Origin of the sequence: Paenirhodobacter populi, assembly GCF_004022215.1 — a bacterium.
GTDB classification, from domain to species: domain Bacteria; phylum Pseudomonadota; class Alphaproteobacteria; order Rhodobacterales; family Rhodobacteraceae; genus Rhodobacter; species Rhodobacter populi.
The window spans coordinates 240,962-260,700 of record NZ_SAUZ01000003.1; the positions used below are offsets into that span (position 1 = coordinate 240,962).

Here is a 19,739-nt window from a genome sequence, read left to right on the forward strand (position 1 = left end):
GTCATTTTCCAACAATCCTAACCCAAGGCCGCGTCGCAGCGGGCGCAGGTATGGGCGTGGCTGTGGGTCCCGACATCCGGCAGGATCTTCCAGCAGCGTTCGCATTTCTCGCCCTCCGCCTCATGGAAGACGACGGCGATGCCCGGCACGTCGGACAGGCGGAACGCCCCTTCCGGCGCCGGATCGCGCGTCAGCGCCAGATCCGAGGTGATGCACAGATCCGCAAAATCGACCGAGGCCAGCGCCGCCGCCAGATCGTCGCTCTCGACATAGACCGTGGGCGCCGCCTCCAGCGACGAGCCGATCACCTTGGCCGTCCGCTGCACCTCAAGCGCCGCCGTCACCACACGCCGCGCGCGGCGCAGACCGGCCCATTTCTCCGCCAGACCCGCATCCAGCCAATCGGCGGGCGTTTCGGTGAAATCGTGCAGGTGGACGGAATCGTCCTCGGACGGGAAGCGGCTGAGCCAGACATCCTCCATCGTGAAGGGCAGGATCGGCGCCAGCCACGTCGTCAGCCGGTGGAACAGCAGGTCCATCACCGTGCGCACCGCGCGGCGGCGCAGGCTGTCCGGCGCGTCGCAATACAGCGCGTCCTTGCGGATGTCGAACCAGAAGGCCGACAGATCCACGGTGCAGAAGTTGAACAGCACCTGGAACACGCCCGAGAAATCGAAGGCCCGGTAATCCGTCCGCACCTGCGCATCCAGTTCCGCCAGACGATGCAGCACCCAGCGTTCCAGCTCCGGCATCTCGGCCGGGTCGAGCCGTTCGGATTCGTCGAAATCCTTCAGCGCGCCCAGCATGAAGCGCAGGGTGTTGCGCAGGCGGCGATAGCTGTCGGCGGTGCCTTTCAGGATCTCCGGCCCGATCCGCTGGTCGGCGGTGTAATCTGTCTGCGCCACCCACAGACGCAGGATATCGGCGCCGTATTGCTCGATCACCTTGGCGGGCACGATGGTATTGCCGAGCGACTTGGACATCTTCATGCCCTTCTCGTCCAGCGTGAAGCCATGCGTCACCACGTTGCGATAGGGCGCCCGGCCGATGGTGCCGCAGGCTTCCAGCATCGAGGAATGGAACCACCCCCGGTGCTGATCGGTGCCTTCCATATAGACGTCGGCGATGCCGTCGGGCGTGCCGTCCGGCCGGTCGCGCAGCACGAAGGCATGGGTCGATCCAGAGTCGAACCAGACGTCGAGCACATCGAACACCTGTTCATAATCCAACGGATTCACGATGCCATCGAGCACCTTTTCCTTGAATCCTTGCACATACCATACATCGGCGCCGTCCTTTTCAAACGCGGCGACGATCCGGGCGTTGACCTCGGCGTTGCGCAGCAGGAAGTCCGGATCGGTCGGCCGCGCGCCCTTTTTGGTAAAGCAGGTCAGCGGCACACCCCAGGCGCGCTGGCGCGACAGAACCCAGTCGGGCCGTGTCTCCATCATCGAATGCAGCCGGTTCCGGCCCGAGACGGGGGTGAACTTCACCAGCTCCTCGATCGAGCGCAGCGCGCGCTTGCGGATCGTGTCGCCGTATTCGCCCTTGCCGTCATGCAGGCTGAAATCGATCGCGGCGAACCACTGCGGCGTGTTGCGGAAGATCACCGGCGCCTTCGAGCGCCACGAATGCGGATAGCTGTGCTTGATCTTGCCCTTGGCCAGCAGCGCGCCCGCATAGGCCAGCTGCTTGATGTTGGAGACGTTCGCCGGTCCCTCCTTGCCGTTCTGGTCAAGGATCGCCTCGCCGCCGAAGATCGGCAGATCGGCGCGGTAGGTGCCGTCCGCCTCGACGTTGTAGGTCATCGGCAGCTTGAACTTCAGGCCAAGCTGATAGTCGTCGTCACCGTGGCTCGGCGCGGTGTGGACAAAGCCCGTCCCGGCATCGTCGGTGACGTGATCGCCGGGCAGCAGCGGCACGTCGAAGTTCCAGTTGTTACCGTCATCGTCCTTCTCTTCGACGAGCCCGTTATAGGGGTGCTTGAGGATGACGCCCTCGAACTCCGCCACCGGCACGTCGCGCAGGCGGGTCCAACCTTCGATCTTCGCGGCGGTCTTCACGCTATCGGCCAGCGCATCGGCAAGGATCAGCACCTCGCCCGGCACGGCGGTCGATTTCTCGTCCACCGTATCGACGCGATACGCCCCATAGGCGATGCCCGGCCCGTAGGCGACGGCGCGGTTTTGCGGGATGGTCCACGGAGTGGTGGTCCAGATAACGATGGATGCACGTTTGAGAATATTATTCGCTTCCATCTGTTCTGAAAGCGAGGTCGCAGCGTGAGGCCCAGAAAAGATCAAACTGGACGCCTTATCCACCTTAAACCTCACCCAGATCGTGTGGCTGGTATGGTCGTGATATTCGACCTCGGCCTCGGCCAGCGCGGTCTTTTCGACCGGCGACCACATCACCGGCTTCGAGCCCTGATACAGCGTGCCGTTCATCAGGAATTTCATGAATTCGTCGGCGATCACCGCCTCGGCGTGGTAGTCCATCGTCAGATAGGGATGGTCCCAGTTGCCGGTGATGCCGAGGCGCTTGAATTCCTCGCGCTGGATGTTCACCCAGCCTTCGGCGAAGCGGCGGCATTCCTGACGGAAATCCACCACGTCCACGTCGTCCTTGTTCAGGCCCTTGGCGCGATACTGTTCCTCGATCTTCCATTCGATCGGCAGGCCGTGGCAGTCCCAGCCCGGCACATAGCGCGCGTCATGCCCCATCATCTGGTGCGAGCGCACGATGATGTCCTTGATCGTCTTGTTCAGCGCGTGGCCGATGTGCAGATGGCCGTTGGCATAGGGCGGGCCGTCATGCAGCACGAAGGGGGAGCGCACCTCGGTCTTCGCCCGTTCGCGGAGCTGGTCGTAGACGCCAAGCCGCGCCCAACGGGCCAGCCATTGGGGTTCACGGGCGGGCAGGCCCGCGCGCATCTGGAAATCGGTTTCGGGCAGAAAGACGGTATCTCGGTAATCGACGGTGGTATCGGGCGTATCAGCGCACATCGTGGAATCCCTGGCTGAGGAAGGGCGCGCATGCCCGCGCCCGAGGCCTTTGCATAATCCCGGCTACCCTGACGCTTCAGAGCGCCGGGCCGGTAATTCGACGAATGAGCAAAAGCCGGGTCATGCGCGCCTTATAGGCAAGGCGTTCGCGCCCGGCAAGCGGCTCTTGCCGCGGCGCGGCCAAGGGGATAGCGCTGTGAGGTCGAAACCCCCGAGATCCCGAAAATGTCCCTGACCGTCTTTCTTGCAGTGCTCGCCGCGGCCTTCCTGCATGCGTCGTGGAATGCGCTGCTGCGGCTTGGCGGATCGAAGATACAGGCGATGACGATGCTGTCCTGCACCGAGATCGTCATCGGCCTTGCCATCGTGGCGAGCCGCCCCCTGCCCGCGCCCGGGGCGTGGAAATGGCTTGCCGCCACCACCGTCGCGCAGGTGGCCTACAAGTTCTTCCTCGCCCGCGCCTATGAGGAGGGCGATCTGAGCCGGGTCTACCCGCTGGCGCGGGGCACGGCGCCGATGCTGGTGGCGCTGGTGACGGCGGTCTTTGCGCTCGATCACATCGCGGCGACGGGTTATCTGGGCATCGCGGTGCTGGGCTGCGGCATCCTGTTCATGGCGCGGGGGGTTTTCACCGACGGGGAAAGCCGCAAGATGCTGCCCTTCGCCGCCGGATCGGCCATCGCGACGGCCAGTTATACGCTGATCGACGGAATCGGCGGGCGGGTGTCGGGCGATGTGGTGGCCTATGTCGGCTGGCTGCTGCTGTTCAGCGGCGCGGGCTTTGCCGGTGGGATGGTGGCTTTGCGCGGCCCCGGCTTGATCCGCGGGCAAAGCGCGCGGGCGTGGCTGACCGCGGGGCTGGCGGCGACGATCTCCTACATCGCCTATGCGGTGTCGATCTGGGCAATGACGCGGGCGCCGATCGCGCTTGTCGCGGTGCTGCGCGAAACCTCGATCCTGTTCGCGGTACTGATCGGCTGGCTCGCCTTTGGCGAACGGATGACGCGGGCCAAGGCGCTGGCGGCGGGGCTGATCGTGGCGGGCGTGGTGATGACGCGGATCTAGCCGCGTTCGGGCACGATCTGCTGCACGATCCCCACCAGCATCAGATAGATCGAGGTGACCACCAGCCCCCAATGGGCGATGGTGCCTTCCTGAAAGTTCAGCCAGGCGGCCAGTGCGGCAAAGACCGTCCAGGCGGCGGCCACCGGCAACGACAGCCAGCGCCAGCGGATCGTGCGCGTGGGGTGGATGAATTTCAGCGGGAAGAACATCGCCACCGCCAGCGCCAGCACAACGCCAAGGATGATCCAGTAGCCCGGTTGCAGCGCGAACATCACCAGCACGACCATGTTCCAGCAGGCCGGAAAGCCGGAAAAGGAATTGTCCTTGGTCTTCATCCTCGTGTCGGCGAAATAGATGACGCTGGCATAGGTGATGGCGATGATCGCCAGCCATCCAGTCCAGCCCGGCAGCAGGCCCGACTTGAACAGCGCATAGGCCGGGATGAACACATAGGTCAGGTAATCGACGATCAGGTCCATCAGCACGCCGTCATAGGTCGGCCAGTTGTGCTTGGTGTCGAATTTCCGCGCCAGCGGCCCGTCGACCCCGTCGACGACCAGCGCCACGACCAGCCACAGAAACATCAGCGACCATTTCTGTTCCACCGCCGCCAGCAACGCGAGCATCGACAAAACAGCACCGGTTGCGGTCAACAGATGAACGGAAAGCGCTTTGTAACGTGTGTCCATCTGCCCTTCCTGCCCCAAAGCCCCAGCGGGCGCAAGGCGCGGCGCGCGCCTTGCGGCATTCAGGCGCGCGGATGCGCCGACCGGTAGACCTGCATCAGCCGCGCGGAATCGACGGCGGTATAGATCTGCGTCGTCGCAAGGCTCGCATGGCCCAGCAGTTCCTGTATCGCGCGCAGATCGCCCCCCGCCGCCAGAAGGTGAGTCGCAAAGCTGTGGCGCAGCGCATGGGGCGTTGCCGTCGCCGGCAGGCCAAGCGCGCTGCGCGCCCGCTGCATCGCGCGTTCCACCATGCCGGGGTTCAGCGCGCCGCCCCGCACGCCGCGAAACAGCGGCCCCTCGGCCGTCAGGGCCAGAGGGCAGAGCCGCACATATTCCGCCACCGCCGCGCGGGCGGCGGGCAGGACCGGCACGATCCGTTCCTTGTCGCCCTTGCCGCGGATCCGCAGCACCTCGGGCAGCGGATGATCGGCACCGCGGAGCGCCAGCGCCTCGGAAATCCGCAGCCCGCAGCCATAGAGCAGCGTCACCACCGCCTGATCGCGGGCGGCAACCCAGGGCTCGGCCTGCTGAAGATCCACCTGATCGATGACGGCGCGGGCGGCCTCTTCGCTCAGCGGGCGAGGGAGGCGGCGCTGGAACCGGGGCGCGCGGGCGGAAAAGACATGGGTGGGGTCGAAGCCCTCGCGCTCGGCCAGCCAGCCGATGAAGTTCTTGACCGAGGACAGGGCCCGTGCCAGCGACCGCGCCGACAGCCCCCGCCCCCGTTCATGCGCCATCCATGCCCGCATGTCGGCCTGCGTGATCTGCGCCAGCCGGGCGAGGCCAAGGCTTTCGCCGTGATATTGGTGCAGGAAGCCAAGGAACCCCGCCACATCCGCCCGATAGGCGGTCAGCGTGTGATCCGCCGCGCCGTCGAGCCCGCGCAGATGCGCGAGCCAGCCGGCCAGCGCCTCCGCCGCCGCGGGGGAAAAGCCGATGGTGCCGCCCGCGTCCTGTGTCATGGTCAGGCCTGCACCAGCCAGCGGCGCATCGCGCGCTCGAACACATCGGCGAAGAAGGTCAGCAGGTCGGTCCCCTGCGAGGGCTTGAACAGGCCCGGATCCTCGGCCCCCATCGCCAGCATGCCGGGCAGGCGCCCCTCGCCGAGGTCGAGGCGCATCAGCGCCTCGGACCCCACCGGGACGGCCTCGCCATAGACCGAGGGCGCCTGATCCCCGGCGCGGCGCAGCACCACCTGCCGCGACGGGCGCCCCTGCCCGCCGTGCATGTAGTCCTGCACGAAGCCGGGCGCGGCAAGGCACAAGGCATCGCCCAGCCCCGTCAGCGCCGCCTCATCGCCGGGCCGCGTGGTTTCCAGCACCAGCCGCACCTTATCCACCCGCAGGATATCGGCGACATCGCCCGAGACGATGGCCATGAAGCCGTGGAAATCCAGCGGTTCGAGCAGCTTCAGCACGGCGCGGTGGATCTGGTTGGTGCCGGAGAGGTTTTCATAGGCCGCGGCGATCACCGTGCGGTGGGTATCTTCCAGCCGGTCGAGCCGCCGTTCCAGCCGCTCCATCGCCACGCCGCGCAGGTCGATGACATTCGCTCCCATCGCCTGCTGGTTCGCCGCGATCAGCGCCCGCATCAGGTCGTGATCGCCCAGAATGACTTCCGGATCGGCGATGATCTTTTCGCGCAGCGTCTGCGCCAGTGCCAGGTCGTTCATGCTCTGCCCCATATTCGCCCTTTGCGGGATTTTCGGCAGGTTGGCACAGATCGTCGCGGTTTTGCAGGGGTATTTCAAATGCGCGATAAAATCGGGGCCGGTCCGCCGCGGCGGGCCGGCATGTCGTGCAGGATGGGCTCAGAGGATCTTCTGCCCGGTCTTCGCCCAGTCCTTGAGAAACTGGTCGAGCCCCTTGTCCGTCAGAACGTGGCTCGCCATCGACTTGATGACCGCGGGCGGCGCGGTGATCACGTCGGCGCCGATCTTGGCGCATTCGGTGATGTGGTTGACGTTGCGGATCGAGGCGGCGAGGATTTCCGTCTTGTAGTCGTAATTGTCGTAGATCGTGCGGATGTCGTCGATCAGCTCCAGCCCGTCGGCGTTGATGTCGTCAAGACGCCCGACGAAGGGGGAAATGAAGCTCGCCCCCGCCTTGGCGGCAAGGATCGCCTGCGCGGCGCTGAAGCACAGCGTGACATTGACCATATGGCCTTCGGATGCGAAAGCCTTGCAGGCGGTCAGCCCGGCCCAGGTCAGCGGCACCTTGATCGCGATATTGGGGGCGATCTTGGCGAGCTTCAGACCTTCTGCGATCATGTCCTTGGCCTCGGTCGCGACGACCTCGGCCGAGACGGGGCCGGAAACGACCTCGCAGATTTCCTTGGTCACTTCGAGAATGTCGCGTCCCGATTTGAGGATCAGCGAGGGGTTGGTGGTCACGCCATCGACCATGCCGAGATCGTTCAGTTCCCGGATCGCGGCGATATCGGCGGTATCGACGAAGAATTTCATGTCTGTCCTCCTGCAAGGCTGCTGTGCGGGTGATAGCGCAAACCGCGGGGCATTCCTAGGGACGAATGGGGTTTCCCGGCGGCAGCGGGCGCAGGGGGCGCTGCCCCCGCCCGTTCCGCATTCGGCGGGGCATCCTTCCACTGGAAGGCTGCCTGATCCGCCTCATGCCGGGATATTCATGGAAAAACGACGGCAGGACGCGGGGCGCGCGGATGGCTGAGCCCGGTTTCTTTCCCGAAGGGGCGCGGCTGGCCGTGCTGACGGCCGAGCCGATCGGGCGGCCGCTGGATTATCTGGCGCCCGAGGGCGGCTGTTTCCCGGGCGCCTTTGTCGAGGTGCCTTTGGGGCCGCGGCGGGTGCCGGGCGTGGTCTGGGGCGCGGGCGACGGGCGGTTCGACGCGGCGAAGCTGCGCCGGGTGGCGCGGGTGCTGGACGTGCCGCCGATGCGGCAGGAGTTGCAGCAGTTCCTGATCCGGATGGGCAACTACACGATGACGCCGATGTCCGCGATGCTGCGGCTGGCCACCCGCACGCCGGGGCTGTTCGAGGCACCGGGCGCGCGCAAGGTCTATCGCGCCGGCACCGGCACGCCCGACCGGATGACCGAGGCGCGGCAGAAGGTTCTGGCGGTTCTGGCCGATCATCCGGGCGGCGGCTTCTATCTGGGGGAGCTCGCGCAACTGGCCGAGGTCACGCCGAATGTGGTCAAGGGGCTGGTGGCGCAGGGCGCGGTGAGCGAGATCGAGGAACCGCGCGACCTGCCCTATCCGACGCTCGACCCGACCCTGCCGGGCAAGGTGCTGTCGGGCGATCAGGCGGCGGCGGCGGCGGCGCTGCGCGGCGCGGCCGGGCGGTTCGGGGTGACGCTGCTGAAGGGCGTGACGGGATCCGGCAAGACCGAGGTTTACCTTGAGGCCGTGGCGGAATGTCTGCGCCAGGGGCGGCAGGCTTTGGTCCTGCTGCCGGAAATCGCGCTGACGACCGAATTTCTGGCGCGGGTCGAGGCGCGCTTCGGCGCGCGGCCCGGCGAATGGCATTCCGGCGTGACGCAGGGCGAGCGGCGGCGGCTGTGGAAGATGGTGGCGGAGAACGGTGCGCAGATGGTCGTCGGCGCGCGCTCGGCCCTGTTCCTGCCGTTCCGCGATCTGGGGCTGGTCATCGTGGACGAGGAACACGACGGTTCCTACAAGCAGGAAGAGGGCGTGCTGTACAACGCGCGGGACATGGCGGTGCTGCGCGCCTCGATCTGCGGGGCGCAGGTGGTGCTGGCCTCGGCGACGCCAAGCCTTGAGACATGGGTGAATGCGGAAAGCGGCAAATATGCGCGGCTCGACCTGCATTCCCGGTTCGGCGTCGCGGAACTGCCCGAGATGCGCGCGATCGACATGCGCGAGGAACATATCGAATCCGCGCACTGGATTTCGCCCACGCTGGTGCGCGAGGTGGTCGGGCGGCTGAACGCCGGGGAACAGGCGATGCTGTTCCTCAACCGCCGCGGCTATGCGCCGGTGACGGTGTGCCGCGCCTGCGGCCATCAGATCGGCTGCGACCATTGCGATGCGCGGATGGTGGAGCATCGGTTCCTCAAGCGCCTTGTGTGCCACCAATGCGGCGAGACGAAGCCCATTCCGACCATCTGCCCCGCCTGCGGGGTGGAGGGCAAGCTCGCCCCCGTCGGCCCCGGTGTCGAGCGGCTGGCGGAGGAGGTGGCGGAACGCTTCCCCACCGCGCGGGTGGCGGTGCTGTCGTCGGACCTGTTCGGCTCGGCCCGCGCGCTGAAGGAGGCGATCGCCGGGATCGCGAATGGCGGGGCCGACATCATCATCGGCACGCAGATCGTGGCGAAGGGGCACAATTTCCCGCGCCTGACGCTGGTCGGCGTGATCGACGCCGATCTGGGATTGCAGGGATCGGATCTGCGCGCGGCGGAAAAGACATTCCAGCTGATGCGGCAGGTCGCCGGGCGCGCGGGCCGGGCCGAACGGCCGGGGCTGGCGCTGTTGCAGACCTTCCAGCCCGAGCATCCGGTGATCCGCGCGATCCTCGGCGGCGACGAGGAAGCCTTCTGGCGCGCCGAGGCCGCCGCCCGGCAGGCGCAGGGCATGCCGCCCTATGGCCGGATGGCGGGGATCATCCTGTCCGGCCCCGAGGTGCAGCCGCTGTTCGAGCTGGGCAACGAACTCGCCCGCCGCGACGCGCCCCTGCGGCGGGTCGGCGCGCAGCTTTTCGGCCCGGCGCCGGCGCCGATCGCGCGGGTGCGCGGGCGCCACCGGGTCAGGATGCTGATCCGCGCCGACCGGACGGCCCCGCTGCAACCGGCGATCCGCGACTGGCTGCACGGGGTCAGATTGCCGAACGCGGTGCGGCTGGCGATCGACATCGATCCGCAAAGTTTCCTGTGATGCCGGGCCGCGCCCGCCGAAAGGTCCCTTGAAATCCGGGGGCGGTGCTTGTATCTCGGCATGTCCCCATTAAAATGGGAAAGAACCCCACGGAGCCGCGCGCCCCACCCGCGCGACGATGATGATGCTCCGGATCCCTATGACGAAAGGCTGCCGATGTCCTGGACCGATGAACGCGTCGAGCTTCTGAAGAAGATGTGGCAGGAGGGCCAATCCGCAAGCCAGATCGCCAAGGAACTGGGCGGAGTGACCCGCAACGCGGTGATCGGCAAGGTGCATCGCCTTGGCCTGTCGAACCGTGTCGAAGGCGCGCCCGTGACCGCCGCGGAGCCCGCGCCGAAGCCCGAACCCGTGGCCGAGGCGCCCCGCGCGCCCGAGCCCGCCCCGGCGCCGCGCCCGGAACCCGTGGCCGCGGCGCGCCCGGCGCCGCAACCGGCCGCCCCCGCGCCCGAGCCGCGCGTCGAGCCCACGCCCGCCGTCGTGCCGTCGATGCGCAAGCAGATCGTGCCCGCCGGCCAGCCGCTGCCGCCGCAACCCTCGCTGAACGAGATCAGCCCGGAGACGCTTGCCTCGGTGCGCGAGGTGGAAAAGCGGTCGCGCAAGATTTCGCTGATGGAACTGACCGAACGGACCTGCAAATGGCCGATCGGCGATCCGGCGACGGAGAATTTCTACTTCTGCGGTCTGCCGAGCCAGCCCGGCAAACCCTATTGCGAGGCGCATGTCTCGGTCGCGTTCCAGCCGATGAGCGCGCGCCGCGACCGGCGTCGCTGAGGCGGGCGCTGCCCCCCGCCCGTTCCGGGCTCCCCCGGGATATTTATGGAAAAACGAAGGCGGGTCGCAGGATCCGCCTTCGTGTATCGAGAGCCAGCCCCGGAAGCCCGCCCGATGAGCCAGAACCCGCCCAACCTGCGGCCCGATCTCGCGCCGTTCCCGCGTTTCGATGCGGCGCCCCGCCCCGGCCAGCCGACCATCGGGATGGTCAGCCTTGGCTGTCCCAAGGCGCTGGTCGACAGCGAACGCATCCTGACCCGGCTGCGGGCCGAGGGCTACGCGATCTCGCCCGATTACAAGGGCGCGGAGGCGGTGATCGTCAACACCTGCGGTTTCCTTGATTCCGCCAAGGCCGAGAGCCTCGAGGCGATCGGCGAGGCTTTGCGCGAAAACGGCAAGGTGATCGTCACCGGCTGTCTGGGGGCGGAGCCCGATTTCATCACCGGCGCCCATCCGAAGGTGCTGGCCGTCACCGGGCCGCAGCAATACGAACAGGTGCTGGACGCCGTCCACGGCACCGTGCCGCCGGCGCCGGATCCGTTCATCGACCTGCTGCCCGCGACGGGGGTGCGGCTGACGCCGCGCCATTTCAGCTATCTGAAGATCTCGGAAGGCTGCAACCACCACTGCAAGTTCTGCATCATCCCCGACATGCGCGGCCGTCTGGCCAGCCGGCCCGCCCATGCGGTGCTGCGCGAGGCGGAAAAGCTGCTCGACGCCGGGGTGCGGGAACTGTTGGTCATCTCGCAGGATACCTCGGCCTATGGGGTGGACCGCAAGCATGACCTGAGCCCGTGGAAAGGTGGCGAGGTTCGCGCCCATATCACCGATCTCGCGCGCGAGATGGGGCGGCTGGCGCAGGGGACCGGCGCCTGGGTGCGGCTGCATTACGTCTATCCCTATCCGCATGTGCGCGACCTCGTGCCGCTGATGGCGGAGGGGCTGGTGCTGCCCTACCTCGACATCCCGTTCCAGCACGCCCACCCGGACACGCTGAAACGGATGGCGCGGCCCGCCGCCTCGGCCCGGACGCTGGACGAGATCGCCGCATGGCGCGCCACCTGCCCCGATATCGTGCTGCGCTCCACCTTCATCGTCGGCTACCCCGGCGAGACGGAGGCCGAGTTCCAGTATCTGCTCGACTGGATGGACGAGGCGCAGCTCGACCGCGTCGGCTGCTTCCAGTATGAAAACGTCGCGGGCGCGCGCTCGAACGACCTGCCCGACCATCTGCCCGACGAGGTGAAGCAGGACCGCTGGGACCGCTTCATGGCCAAGGCGCAGGAGATTTCGGCCGCGAAACTGGCGGCCAAGGTCGGCACCCTGCAACAGGTGATCGTCGACGAAGTGGACGATGAGGGCGCCACCTGCCGCACCCGCGCCGATGCGCCGGAAATCGACGGCAACCTGTTCATCGACGCGGATTTCGACACACTCGCCCCCGGCGACATGGTGACCGTCGAGGTCGAGGAAGCGTCGGAATACGATCTCTGGGGCCGGATCGTCTGATCGCGCCCCTTCCCTCGCGCCCGGGTTTCCCCTATCTAGCGGGAAACCCGGAAATTCCGAGAAAGGTGCCCGAATGGCCTCGTATCAGTATGTCTATCACATGGATGGGGTGTCGAAGACCTATCCCGGCGGCAAGAAATGCTTTGAAAACATCCGCCTGAACTTCCTGCCCGGCGTGAAGATCGGTGTGGTGGGGGTCAACGGCGCGGGTAAATCGACGCTGCTGCGCATCATGGCGGGGATCGACAAGGACTTCCAGGGCGAGGCATGGGCCGCGAAGGATGCCAAGGTCGGCTATCTTTCGCAGGAACCCGAACTGGATCCGCAACTGAACGTGCGCGGCAATGTCATGTGCGGCGTCGCGGAGAAACAGGCCAAGCTCGACCGCTACAACGAGCTGGCGATGAACTACTCGGACGAGACCGCCGACGAAATGGCGCGCCTCCAGGACGAGATCGATTCGGAAAACCTGTGGGATCTGGACAATCAGGTCGACATCGCCATGGAGGCGCTGCGCTGCCCGCCCGACGAGGCCGACGTGACCACGCTTTCGGGCGGTGAACGCCGCCGGGTCGCGCTGTGCAAGCTGCTGCTCGAAGCGCCGGACATGCTGCTTCTGGACGAACCGACCAACCACCTCGATGCCGAAACGATCGCCTGGCTGCAAAAGCACCTGATCGACTACAAGGGCACCATCCTGATCGTCACGCACGACCGCTATTTCCTCGACGACATCACCAGCTGGATCCTCGAACTGGAACGCGGCCGCGGCATTCCCTACGAAGGCAACTATTCCGCTTGGCTCGAACAGAAGGCCAAGCGGCTGGAACAGGAAGCCCGCGAGGACAAGGCCAAACAGAAGGTGCTGGCCAAGGAACTCGACTGGATCCGCGCCGGTGCCAAGGCCCGTCAGGCGAAGTCCAAGGCCCGTATCGCGGCCTATGAAAAGATGGCGGACCAGTCCGAAAAGGAACGGGTCGGCACCGCGCAGATCATCATCCCGAACGGGCCGCGCCTTGGCGGCAAGGTGATCGAGGTCGAGGGTCTGTCGAAGCATTTCGGCGACCGCACGCTGATCGAAAACCTGTCCTTCTCGATCCCGCCGGGGGCCATCGTCGGTGTCATCGGCCCGAACGGCGCCGGCAAATCGACGCTGTTCCGGATGATCACCGGGCAGGAAGAGCCCGATACCGGATCGGTCACCTTGGGCGATACGGTGAAGCTGTCCTATGTCGACCAGTCGCGCGACGCGCTGGCCGACGGCAAGACGGTGTGGGAGGAAATCTCCGGCGGCGCCGAACTCATCGAGCTTGGTGACGCGCAGGTGAACTCGCGCGCCTATTGCGGGGCGTTCAACTTCAAGGGCTCCGACCAGCAGAAGAAGGTCGGCCTGCTTTCGGGCGGTGAACGCAACCGCGTGCATATGGCGAAACTCCTGAAATCCGGCGGCAACGTGCTGCTGCTCGACGAACCGACGAACGACCTCGACGTGGAAACGCTGCAGGCGCTGGAAGCGGCGATCGAGGATTTCGCCGGCTGCGCGGTCATCATCTCGCACGACCGCTTCTTCCTCGACCGCCTCTGCACGCATATCCTCGCCTTCGAGGGCGATGCCCATGTCGAATATTTCGAGGGCAACTTCGAGGATTATGAGGCCGACAAGCTCCGCCGCCTCGGCCCTGACGCGCTGGAACCGAAGCGGGTCAAATACAAGAAGTTCTCCCGCTGATCACGGCGGCCCGGCACAAGCCGGGCCTTCCGCTCAGGGGCAGATCCACCGGCCCGGCTATCTGCCTTTCATCTTTCCAAAAATATCCCGGGGGTGAATTTGCCGTAAGGCAAAGAGGGGGCTGGCCCCCCTGCCCCCCTATCCACCCGGGACCACAGTTCCGGTCATGCCCCATCGCATCCCCGCGACATGACATCGGGGATATTGACCTCAAACATGAAAAACCCGGCCTCGCGGCCGGGTTTTTTCGTTCACTGTCCATGAACTTAGCTTAGTGCAGCCGGGTCTTGACCTCGGCGATGGCCGCGTCGATTGCACTCGACTTGTCGGCCGCACTCATCTGTTTCGCCAGGATTTCGCCCGCGGCGGCCACAGCCACCGAAACGGCCTGATCCTTGACCTCGCGGATCGCGCTCGCCTCGGCGGAGGCGATCTGATCCTCGGCCGCTTTCAGGCGGCGGGTGATCGAAACTTCCAGATCGGCCTTGGCCTGATCCGCGACCATCTGCGCATCCCGCTTGGCCGCCGCGACGATGGCGTCGGCCTGAGCCTGCACTTCGCGCGCCTTGCGTTCATAGCTGGCAAGGATCGACTGCGCCTCTTCGCGCAGCGCCCGCGCCTCTTCGAGGTCGGACTTGATCCCGGCCGCGCGCTTGTCCAGAAGCCCCATGATCCGCGAAGGCGCCTTCACCTTCAGGATCAGCGCCACGAACAGGATGAACGCGATCAGCACCACGAAATCGGTGTTGCGCAGCGACAGGAACGGACCATCCGCCGCGAAAGCCGGCCCGGCGACCGGAATGAGCAGAAGAGAAAGCCTTTTCATCATCTCACCCCTTTACCCGTGCAGCGACAGCAGCGGCGACCGTATCGGCATCCGCCTTGCCGCCAAGCGCGGCGACGATTTCCGCGGCCGCATCCTGCGCGACGCTCCGCACCGAGGCAAGCGCCCCCGCACGGATCTCGCCGATCCGGGCCTCGGATTCCGCGGCACGCGCGGCGATCTTTTCGTCGGCGGTGGCGATGGCGGCGTCCAGATCCTTCTTGATCTCGGCCCGGGCCTCGCCCACGATCTTCTGCGCCTGATTGCGTGCCTCGGCCAGCGCCTTTTCATAGGCGGCCTCGGCTTCCTTCGCCTTCAGCTTGTATTCTTCCGCGGCCGCGATGTCGCCCGCGATGGAGCCCTGACGTTCGGCAAGGATCGCGGAGATGCGCGGCAGAGCGAGGCGCGACAGCACCAGATAGGTCACGACCAGCGCGACCACAAGCCAGAAGATCTGGTTCGGGAAGCTAGAAAAGTCGAGCTGCGGCATACCCGCCGGAACCGATTCCTTGGCGACTTCCGCGGCGAGTTCTTCGTTATCCATGTTATCCCCCAGAGCCCTCAGTAAACCGGGTGGGTCCGCAAAGGGCCCACCCGACCGCAAGGATATGTGTCAGGGATCAGACCGCGAACATCAGCAGCAGCGCGACCAGGAACGAGAAGATCCCGAGCGCTTCGGCGAAGGCGATGCCGATGAACAGCGTCGCGGTCTGGCCGGCAGCCGCCGAGGGGTTGCGCAGCGCGCCGGCGAGGAAGTTGCCCGCAACGTTGCCCACGCCGATAGCCGCACCGGCCATGCCGATACAAGCCAGACCGGCACCGATGTATTTGCCCAGAACGGCGGCAGCGACGATTTCCATAGTGATCTCCTTACGGTTGGAAGATAGGTGTGTTGTTTTTCTGGCCTTGCGTCCGGATCAGTGCGCCGGATGCAGCGCGTCCTTCAGATAGACGCAGGTCAGGATGGTAAAGACATAGGCCTGGATGAAGGCGACGAGGACTTCGAGCCCGTACATCGCGACGATCGCGACGATCGACAGCGGCGTGACCAGAACCCCGATCCCCGACATCAGGATCAGCGGCGCGAAGGCGGCGAAGACCTTGATCACCGCGTGACCGGCCATCATGTTGCCGGCAAGACGGATGGAATGGCTGACCGGGCGGACGAAGTAGGAAATCACCTCGATCACCGCAAGGATCGGCCGCAGCGCCAGCGGCGCCGACTTGACCCAGAACAGTTCGAGGAAATGCGTCCCGTTCTTGACGAAACCGATCACCGTCACGGAGACGAAGACGACCAGCGCCAGCAACCCGGTCACCGCGATATGCGAGGTGGGCGTGAAGGCCATCGGCAGCAGGCCGAGGAAGTTCGCGAAGAGGATGAACAGGAAGACGGTCAGGATGTAGGGGAAATATTTCAGCCCCTCCTTGCCGCAGATATCCTCGACCATCTTGTGGATGAAGCCGTAGGTCAGCTCGGCGATGGACTGGGCGCGGCCCGGCACGATCGAGCGGCGCGCCGCCCCCGTGACCATCAGCAGGATGACCGCGACCACGCCGAGCGCCATCCACAGCGTCACGTTGGTGATCGTGTACCAGTGGACGGGGCCATCGCCGAACAGCGGCTTGACGATGAACTGATCCATCGGGTGGAAGGAGAGACCTTCGCCATGTTCTGCGCCAGTTTCTGCCACGTCTATTTTCCCTCTTTGCCGGCCGCTTCCGCAGCCGCTCGCGCCCTGTTCATCTCGGCGGCGGTCCGCATCATCACGCGGATCCCCGCCACGAGCCCAAGGAGCGTGAACACCAGCATCAGCCAGGGCAGCGTGCCGAAAAGCGCGTCGAGCCCGTATCCGATGCCGAAGCCGATCCCCAGCCCCGCAACCATCTCGATGACCATCCGCCAGGCCATATCGGCCTGCCGGAACCTGTCGTCCGCCGCGGGGGCGGTTCCTGCTGCGCCTTTCGTCCGGGCAAGCCGTTCCTCAAGCGCCTTGAGACGCTCCGGATCGGGCCTTTCCGTGGGACGTTCGGGCATGAGGTCACCCCGCGACAGTTCTGCACCCTGATAGTCGTCACACCGCCGTGAGTCAATTCCGTTAGCGGTGCAAATCACACCGGCAACCCTTTGAAATCACGATATTTCCGAAATCATTCCCGCGACGGGACGCCGCAGCGCCGCGATTTGGGCGAAATCGCATATTCAACCGCAAGGTTGACGTTTCCGCCGGGTGCGGGCAACACTCGCGCATGACCACGGCCGCGCCCTCCGCCCTCGATGCGATCTTTTCCGCCCTTTCGGACCCGACGCGGCGGGCGATCCTGACCATGCTGCTGGAAGACGACATGGCCGTGACCGACGTGGCCGAACCGTTCCAGATGTCGCTCGCCGCCATTTCCAAACACCTCGGCGTGCTGGCCGATGCGGGGCTGATCACGCAGGAAAAGCGCGGCCGGGTGAAATGGTGCAAGCTCGACCCCTATGCGATGGGCGCGGCGGTGACGTGGATCCAGAGCTTCGGGCAGCTCGATCCGCTCGACCTCGATGCGTTCGAGCGGTTTCTCGAAGCGGAGCTGCGGGAAACGGAAGGCCCCGCCGAAGCGGGGCCCGAGGTCACAGATCCATCGCCAGACGCGGCGTGAACTGATAGATCCAGGTTTCCGTCAGCGGCACCCCGTCGAGCGCCATATACATACGCAGATCGGCGCTTTCGTCGGGCTGCATCTCGATGTCGAAATTCGCCCGCCAGACATTGCCGTTCGGCACCGGCTCGGAGAAGACCCGGCTGATCGTGCCTGTGGTCGTGGTCACCACCACCTCGGGAAAGACGCCGTAGGGGATCCGCTGCATCACCGCCGGGCGGTCGAACTCGACGCCGAAGTGATAGACGTTCTCCGGACGCTGCAACCCCGGCGTGCCGCCCCGCCCGATGCGCGAGGCCACCGTCTGCGCGATGTTCTCGGCCACGAAGGGCTCGGTGTTCTGCCAGTAGAGCCGGTAGTTCAGCGTGTAGCTGCTGCCGGCGCGGGCCGGTTCCTCGGGCACCCAGAAGGCGCCGATATTGTCGTGGATCTCGTCGTCCGTCGGGATTTCGAGCAACTGCACCGTGCCGCGGCCGAAGGGCACGATCGGCTCGACCCACAGGCACGGGCGGCGGTCGTACATCACCCCGTCGAGGAAATGGTCGAAGTTCCGGTCGCGCTGCAACAGCCCGAAGCCGCGCGGGTTTTCATCGACGAAGGCCGAGATCTGCGTCGAGACCGGATTGTTCAGCGGCCGCCAGATCCGCTCGCCCGCGCCGGTCCACATCGCCAGACCGTCGGAATCATGCACCTCGGGGCGCCAGTCGGTCAGCCGCTGCCGGCCGTATTCGCCGAACCAGAACATCGAGGTCAGCGGCGTCAGCCCCAGCCGTTCCACATCCTTGCGCAGCCAGAGCTTCGCCTCGATCTCCATCTGCACGCCGCGCGAACGATCAAGCCCGCGGGTCATGCGGAAACGGTAGGCGCCCGAAACGCTCGGCCCGTCCAGCAGCGCGCAGACGGTGACGGGGGCGTTCGGATCGGACATTTCCTCGATGTAGAATTCGGTGAAATCGGGGAATTCCTCGGTCCGGTCCGGCACTGCGGCATCCAGCACGATCCCCCGCGCCGAGAGGCCATATTGCCCCGCCGCGCCGATCGCGCGGAAATAGGAGGCGCCAAGGAACGCCACCCAGTCCTGCCGCGGCCAGTCCGCCTCGGTGTTCCATTCCTGCAGGCGGAAGCCCGCGAATCCCGCGTCGGGCGGCAATTGCCGGGCCGGGCTGTCCTCGGGCATTTCAAAGAAATCGGTGCTGTAGGGCACCTCGGTCGCCTGCCCGTCCACCACCGTGTACATCTGCACGCGCTTGGTGAAATACTGCCCCAGATGGAAGAATTCGAGCGGATAGCCCGCCGGCAGGCCCGCCCCCGGCTGACCGGCGAACAGCGCCTTTTCGGGGCGGAATTTCAGCTTGCCGTGCTGGGCATAGTCGATCTGCTGCACGACATCGGGCATCGGCTGATAGGGCGGCACATAGGCCTGACCGGCCAGCGCCTCCGCCCGCGCCGTCAGCGCCTCGAAACTGAAGGGGACGGGTTCGGCCTGCACTCGACGGGGAAGGAACATCGACGTCCCGGCCAGGGCGGTTGCGCCCTGCAGAAGGGCTCTTCTGCTCAACATGCGGATCTCTCCATTGCCGGGACCGCCCCGGCTGCGATTCTCATTATGCGTGATTTCGGCGGTTTGGAACGGGCTTGCCGCGGTGCGATGACGGGATTGTCAGAATCCCGCCGCCGATGGCAATCCGGTCACAGGCCGTGGCTGCGGTCATAGCCGTTCACGCGGGCGGGCTGCCATCCCGCGGGCAAAGCCACGGGGCGGAAAATCTCGACCAGAAGCGGATGGCAGGACACCTCGGGCGAGGTCATCTCGACCGAGCAATCCCCCCAGGGGCAGGCGGACAGCGCGCCGAACAGGTCGATCTCGGCGAAGAACTCCAGATAGTCGCCCGGCCGGACCGGGGTGGGCTTGGTGATATATTGCCCGGTATCGCGGCTGAAGCCGGTGCACATGAAGACGTTCAGCACGTCATGCACATGGCGTTCCGCCTCATCCGCGCCGATCCCTTTCGCCAGCGCGAGCGCGCGGGTCAGGTTGGAATGGCAGCAGTGATGATACTGGCCGCCGTGGCTGAGCAGGTGATGCGTATAGGGATCGCAGCGCGTGCCGATCACGTCATGGACCGAACAGCCGAAGGCGTCGAACCCATACCAGTCGAGCGTGTCTTCGGTGATCGTCGCCATCGGCCGCAGGGCCGGGAAGGTCGACCACATCCGGTCCCCCGTCGAGAGGTGCGTGCCATGCAGCGCGCGGGTCTTGCCGGAATAGAACCGCTCCTTCAGATCGGCGGCGTTCCACAGGTTCAGATCGCCGACCTGCGCCCCCTCGACCGAGGTGATGCGGAAGAAATGGCCCGCGGGCACCTCAAAACAGCGCGCGTCGCGGGGCGGCACCATCACCTCGCCGATCCGGTCCCAGCCTTCGCGCGCGGCGCGCAGGGCGGGCAGATCGACGGAAGGCAACGTTTCGGGGGGATAACAGATGACGGGGGGAATGGCCCGGCGCGTCCGCGCATCCGGAGGCGCGGCATGTTCGGGAACGGCAGGTTTCATCGGGTCTTCTCCTTCGGCGACATATGATGTTACGTCGCCAAAAA

At 65.9% G+C, this 19,739-nt stretch carries 18 protein-coding genes; 6 read left to right on the top strand and 12 right to left on the bottom strand.

Annotation, left to right across the window (positions count from 1 at the left end):
- Nucleotides 1-17: 17 nt before the first annotated feature.
- The gene (ileS, locus tag D2T30_RS04240; RefSeq protein ID WP_128207776.1) at nt 18-3,005 is read right to left on the bottom strand and encodes an isoleucine--tRNA ligase; all 2,988 of its coding nucleotides are present in this window, start codon (nt 3,003-3,005) and stop codon (nt 18-20) included.
- Nucleotides 3,006-3,230: 225 nt separating this feature from the next.
- Here ileS and D2T30_RS04245 point away from each other — a divergent pair, with 225 nt between their 5' ends.
- Nucleotides 3,231-4,070 carry a DMT family transporter gene (locus tag D2T30_RS04245; RefSeq protein WP_128183831.1) on the top strand — a complete coding sequence of 280 codons (840 nt, stop codon included), beginning with the start codon at nt 3,231-3,233 and terminating at the stop codon, nt 4,068-4,070.
- Here D2T30_RS04245 and D2T30_RS04250 read toward each other — a convergent pair.
- From D2T30_RS04250 to fsa, 4 genes are all read right to left on the bottom strand, one after another.
- A complete protein-coding gene (locus D2T30_RS04250) occupies nt 4,067-4,759 on the bottom strand; it encodes a CDP-alcohol phosphatidyltransferase family protein (protein WP_206612673.1) in 693 nt (230 codons plus the stop codon). The genes D2T30_RS04245 and D2T30_RS04250 overlap by 4 nt on opposite strands.
- Nucleotides 4,760-4,818: 59 nt before the next feature.
- The gene (locus D2T30_RS04255; RefSeq protein ID WP_128207780.1) at nt 4,819-5,760 is read right to left on the bottom strand and encodes a tyrosine recombinase XerC; all 942 of its coding nucleotides are present in this window, start codon (nt 5,758-5,760) and stop codon (nt 4,819-4,821) included.
- 2 nt (nt 5,761-5,762) lie between these two features.
- A complete protein-coding gene (locus D2T30_RS04260; protein ID WP_128207782.1) occupies nt 5,763-6,470 on the bottom strand; it encodes a DUF484 family protein in 708 nt (235 codons plus the stop codon).
- Nucleotides 6,471-6,608: 138 nt separating this feature from the next.
- The gene (fsa, locus tag D2T30_RS04265; RefSeq protein WP_128183823.1) at nt 6,609-7,262 is read right to left on the bottom strand and encodes a fructose-6-phosphate aldolase; all 654 of its coding nucleotides are present in this window, start codon (nt 7,260-7,262) and stop codon (nt 6,609-6,611) included.
- Nucleotides 7,263-7,474: 212 nt separating this feature from the next.
- On the opposite strand from fsa, the gene D2T30_RS04270 reads away from it, so the two are divergent.
- The 4 genes from D2T30_RS04270 (at nt 7,475) to ettA (ending at nt 13,676) form a co-directional block, all read left to right on the top strand.
- Entirely contained in the window at nt 7,475-9,664 is a 2,190-nt protein-coding gene (locus D2T30_RS04270) for a primosomal protein N' (protein WP_128207784.1), read from the top strand.
- Nucleotides 9,665-9,820: 156 nt separating this feature from the next.
- Nucleotides 9,821-10,438: a GcrA family cell cycle regulator gene (locus D2T30_RS04275; RefSeq protein ID WP_128207786.1), complete on the top strand. Its 618-nt coding sequence runs from the start codon at nt 9,821-9,823 to the stop codon at nt 10,436-10,438.
- Nucleotides 10,439-10,552: 114 nt separating this feature from the next.
- A complete protein-coding gene (gene rimO, locus D2T30_RS04280; RefSeq protein ID WP_128207788.1) occupies nt 10,553-11,947 on the top strand; it encodes a 30S ribosomal protein S12 methylthiotransferase RimO in 1,395 nt (464 codons plus the stop codon).
- 73 nt (nt 11,948-12,020) lie between these two features.
- Nucleotides 12,021-13,676 (top strand): energy-dependent translational throttle protein EttA, encoded by a 1,656-nt coding sequence (ettA, locus tag D2T30_RS04285; RefSeq protein WP_128207790.1) that lies wholly within the window; start codon nt 12,021-12,023, stop codon nt 13,674-13,676.
- Nucleotides 13,677-13,947: 271 nt separating this feature from the next.
- Here the strand turns inward: ettA and D2T30_RS04290 are convergent, their stop codons facing one another.
- The 5 genes from D2T30_RS04290 to D2T30_RS04310 form a co-directional block, all read right to left on the bottom strand.
- On the bottom strand, nt 13,948-14,502 hold the full coding sequence (locus D2T30_RS04290; RefSeq protein ID WP_128183813.1) for a F0F1 ATP synthase subunit B: 555 nt from the start codon (nt 14,500-14,502) through the stop codon (nt 13,948-13,950).
- A gap of 4 nt (nt 14,503-14,506) precedes the next feature.
- The gene (locus D2T30_RS04295) at nt 14,507-15,043 is read right to left on the bottom strand and encodes a F0F1 ATP synthase subunit B' (protein WP_128207792.1); all 537 of its coding nucleotides are present in this window, start codon (nt 15,041-15,043) and stop codon (nt 14,507-14,509) included.
- Nucleotides 15,044-15,119: 76 nt separating this feature from the next.
- Nucleotides 15,120-15,359, bottom strand: a complete 240-nt coding sequence (locus D2T30_RS04300; protein ID WP_128183809.1) for a F0F1 ATP synthase subunit C — start codon at nt 15,357-15,359, stop codon at nt 15,120-15,122.
- Nucleotides 15,360-15,416: 57 nt separating this feature from the next.
- Nucleotides 15,417-16,193, bottom strand: a complete 777-nt coding sequence (locus D2T30_RS04305) for a F0F1 ATP synthase subunit A (protein ID WP_277749138.1) — start codon at nt 16,191-16,193, stop codon at nt 15,417-15,419.
- A 2-nt stretch (nt 16,194-16,195) separates the two neighbouring features.
- The gene (locus D2T30_RS04310) at nt 16,196-16,537 is read right to left on the bottom strand and encodes an AtpZ/AtpI family protein (RefSeq protein WP_128183807.1); all 342 of its coding nucleotides are present in this window, start codon (nt 16,535-16,537) and stop codon (nt 16,196-16,198) included.
- Between the two features lie 212 nt (nt 16,538-16,749).
- Here D2T30_RS04310 and D2T30_RS04315 point away from each other — a divergent pair, with 212 nt between their 5' ends.
- Complete coding sequence (locus D2T30_RS04315; protein WP_128207794.1) at nt 16,750-17,142, top strand: ArsR/SmtB family transcription factor; 393 nt, start codon at nt 16,750-16,752, stop codon at nt 17,140-17,142.
- Here D2T30_RS04315 and D2T30_RS04320 read toward each other — a convergent pair.
- Complete coding sequence (locus D2T30_RS04320) at nt 17,114-18,649, bottom strand: OpgD/OpgG family glucan biosynthesis protein (RefSeq protein ID WP_206612852.1); 1,536 nt, start codon at nt 18,647-18,649, stop codon at nt 17,114-17,116. The two genes, D2T30_RS04315 and D2T30_RS04320, sit on opposite strands and share 29 nt — an antisense overlap.
- Nucleotides 18,650-18,831: 182 nt before the next feature.
- Entirely contained in the window at nt 18,832-19,695 is an 864-nt protein-coding gene (locus D2T30_RS04325) for an urea carboxylase-associated family protein (RefSeq protein WP_128207798.1), read from the bottom strand.
- Nucleotides 19,696-19,739 lie beyond the last annotated feature (44 nt).